At 67.0% G+C, this 3,650-nt stretch carries 3 protein-coding genes; 1 reads left to right on the top strand and 2 read right to left on the bottom strand.

Annotated elements, in window-relative coordinates:
• The first annotated feature begins 811 nt into the window (after positions 1–811).
• Positions 812–1,123 (top strand): hypothetical protein, encoded by a 312-nt coding sequence (locus ABZ793_RS34575; RefSeq protein ID WP_357465190.1) that lies wholly within the window; start codon positions 812–814, stop codon positions 1,121–1,123.
• Between the two features lie 33 nt (positions 1,124–1,156).
• On the opposite strand, the gene ABZ793_RS34570 is transcribed toward ABZ793_RS34575, so the two are convergent.
• The gene (locus ABZ793_RS34570) at positions 1,157–2,008 is read right to left on the bottom strand and encodes a tyrosine-type recombinase/integrase (RefSeq protein WP_357465188.1); all 852 of its coding nucleotides are present in this window, start codon (positions 2,006–2,008) and stop codon (positions 1,157–1,159) included.
• Between the two features lie 752 nt (positions 2,009–2,760).
• Entirely contained in the window at positions 2,761–3,228 is a 468-nt protein-coding gene (locus ABZ793_RS34565; RefSeq protein ID WP_357465186.1) for a hypothetical protein, read from the bottom strand.
• Positions 3,229–3,650 lie beyond the last annotated feature (422 nt).

Below are 3,650 nucleotides of genomic sequence, written 5' to 3'. Positions count from 1 at the left end.
CGCCACCCGAGGTAAGCAAAAGCCTCACGGTTCCTCCGAATTCGCGCACGGAAGTGGCTACGCCGGAGACCAGGCACCGGGCCGGGCCCAGCATATTTCGGATCTCCTGTTCGGGCGGTCCCGCAGATCACCGGTGTCGATAACCGGGTGATCGCTCGCGCCTGGGGCACGATTCATACAGCAGGTCCAGCGACTCGGGCAGGCAGAATGCCCACGACACAACGACCGCACCTCGGCACGTCCGCGCGTCGTCACCCGTCAGCCGGCTGCGCTCCACGACGCACGGTCTGCGGCATGAGCGGGTACGCCGTCCAGATGTGAGCTTCTTCTACCGTGATGCCATGCAGTGGTATCTCTTGCTCGCTGGCATCGGGCTCGCTACGGGCATCACAGTCCTGATCTCCAAACGTAGACGTCGTCGGCCACAGAGCGTCGAGGAGAAGGCCGCCGCAGCGAGGGCCGCCATGCGATCCATACGCCGAAACTCGCCGCGCTCTAGTCGCGATAGCTTCCAGCGAGGCCGAGGTGTTCCCGACCGACACTCCGCCGCCATCGTGGAGAACGCTGCCTATGGAGACGCTGCGAACTTCGATACTGGCGGTGGCGGAGGGGGAACGGACTGAAACCCCACTGTCACCCCGCCCAGCCGTGCTTGCCGGACTGCCAAACGCACCCTTCTCGGCACGCCGCTACACCTGCCCAATCTCGCTCCGTAGCGCGCGGCTCGCGGCATGAGAGCATGCCGCCGGCTACGTGCTTGCCGGGTTGCCCGCTTTCCATCGATGGTTGACGTCTCTGTCATGCTCGGCCGGTGAAGATCACCCGACCCATGGTCGCCGGGGCGGTTGTCGCTCTTGCTGGGCACGGCCTTGCTCTCGGGGTCACGCTTGCCGTGGCCATTGCCGCTGGCGGCGGCCCGGATGCAGATCTCGATGCCGGTGGCAGGTTCGGGGTGCTCTTCTTTGCCGTATTCACGTACGGCATTGCGCAGCTGGTGTTGCTGGGGACCTGCGTCGCGCTTTCTGGCCGCCTCGGTCGTGGATCATCGTCAGGCCTCGTGGCGGGCTGGGTGCTGGGACTGGCCGCAAGCCTTTCCTACCTGTGTGGCGGGTTCGGCGCATAACATCCGCTAATCGGCAAAGCCGCGAGCGGCTGGCTATGTGCCGGAGGCCATGTACGCGGCCAGGATGTAGTTGGGGTGCCGGTCGAGGTTCTTGCGGGCCCGGTCGTAGCGCATGGTGGTTCGCGGGTCGGCGTGGCGGGCGGCGATCTGCACGTCGCGCAGGCTGACGCCGGCGTCGAGCATGGTCGTCACGAACGTGTGGCGCAGCATGTGGGGATGCATCCTCGGCATCCGGATCCCTGCGGCCTGGGCCAGGTGCTTGAGTCGGCGGGTGGCAGCGTGCCGGTCCATCCGCACGCCGAGGGTGTTGCGAAGGATCGGCCCGGTGGTGCGGTCGCCGACAGCTTGGTCGATGGCTCGGGCCACCGCGGGTGGCAGCGGGACGAGCACGACCTTGCCACCCTTGCCGCGCACGCGCAGTACCCGGTGGCCGTGCTCCTCCCCCAGATCGGCGATGCTGGCCCCGCAGGCTTCGAAGATCCGCAGACCGAGCAGGCCCAGAAGCGCGACCAGGGCGAAGTCGTTCGGGTTGGTCGACAGTCGAGCGGTAGTGATCAGGGCCTCGAACTGCAGGTGACCCAGCCCGAGGGTCGGCGACTCAGCCGGCACCGTAGGCCGGCGGACGTAGTCGGCCGGCGAGTGGTCCAGGATGGCATCGATGACGCAGACCCGATAGAACCCGACGACGACGGACAGGCGGCGCGAGACCGTCGAGGGCTGGTACCCGCTTACGTCCTGCAGCCAGCGCACGTACCGCTCGACGTCCACCCGTGCCGCAGCCAGCGGATCGAGGTCCTGTTCGGCGCACCAGCGGAGGAAGATTCGCAGGTCGGACTCGGTATGGACGCGAGTCTGGCCGCGGTAGCGGCCCAGGAAGGCGGACACCGCGGCGCGCAAAACGAGCTGATCGGCAGGTACGACGCCGGAAGCGGAAGCAGAAAAGGCAGCCATACATCACCGTGCGGCACCAGCGGCGATGAACGCCAGCACGCCCGGAGCGGCATGAGCGTGCAGTGGATCATCGTGGCGGACCGCGACGCCTTTACCTTCTTTATCGCCGTCTGCGGGTGCTTGGCGGCGCGGACCAGCGGGATGCACGATGCAGTTATGCCAGGTCAGGTCGAGACGGCTATTCGAGCTCGGGTTGGGGCGGGTACGCGCCTCCCAACGCCGACCGGTCGCGCCACCTTCGGGGTCGGCGAGGTTTCCCCAGCCGGGTTGGTCTTGCTCTTCGGGACCAAACAGACTCGGACGGTCTTCAGCTGGTCCTGCCTTGAGGGCATCCCGGGGTACCTGCACGGACGCGGCTGGGTTCGGGTTGGGGCAAACCGTGATGTTCACGGCAGTCAAGGCACATTGGACGGGTATCTCAAGACATTCGTCAAACGGCAGGCGGCGGACTATGTGGCCGTCGTCTTGGAGCGCGCTGGAGTCGTCGATCTGGATCGAGAACGTCCCGCACGGGTGCGGCTGCGGCGGACGTGACCACCGTCGGGCGGTGGCCGCCGCTCAGGGCATTCCGTACAGATGGTGACGAGTGCTCGGGTAAACGCCGCGCGTTGTCGGCGGCAGATCCGTGCACGCCAGCGGCTGGCGTGTGGTGGGCGACCCAGGCTGCGCTGGTTACGTACGAACTCTCATGGCAACCGGCCGAGGCGCTCTATCTTCAGCGGCTCGGCGTCGTTGAGGTACAAAACCTGCCCGGACTCTTCTTCGTCTTCTCCATCTGGATGCCACTCCCCGAAGACCGGGACGACATTCAGCGCTCCGGTAGGACGGGGAAGCCAGCCCATGTCCTTCGGCGGATCGAAATGAGCGGCCCACGTGACGACGACCTCGGTAGGCGGGATCAAGACCTCGCAGAAGTCACCCTCTTGCAGCTCAAGGGGCGGCGGGTCAAGCCGCCAGAGCTGCTCGAAGTCACGATGCTCGGGGTCGCGAGCGAATGCACGCGTCCCATTCCAGCAGAACGCCGACTCGGGATCCGGTCGTCCCCATGGCCAGCGCACGTAGACATAGAACTGGTCAGCCCTCACCACCTGGGCGCGGTGCGGTTCGCAGGAAACCAATAGATGATCGCCCGGCCGGAACTCGACGGCATCCACGACGTGCGGCTCCTCAGCTCCCGGTGAATCCGCGAGATCGTATCCCGCGCCTGCGGCTCGCGGGCCGGCGAGCCGACACACTCACATCGGCACGTCCGCGCGTCGCCACCCGTCAGCCGGCTGCGCTCCAGACCGCGCGGTCTGCAACAGAATGCTGATACCTCGCCGATCCGCACATCAGCACGACAGCGCCCTCGGCGTGAAGCCGGCGACAGCAGGGCATCCTTGCAGACGGTGGCGGAGGCCGTCTGCCCGGTGCGCTCGCCCGGCGGCACGAGCGGAAGCCTCAGGGGAGCCGTTCGGTGAGGGTTTCAGCGGGGTGCACGTCTGGCCTCGACGAGGGTCCGAGTCGAGTGGGCCACGAAGGCGCCGTGGTGGCGAATGTGGGCGTCCAGTCGCTCGAGGGTGTCCCGGTACCGCTC

The sequence above is a fragment of the Micromonospora sp. NPDC047465 genome, assembly GCF_040643125.1.
Classification (GTDB): domain Bacteria; phylum Actinomycetota; class Actinomycetes; order Mycobacteriales; family Micromonosporaceae; genus Micromonospora.
This window is presented reverse-complemented; position numbering and strand designations above follow the sequence as displayed.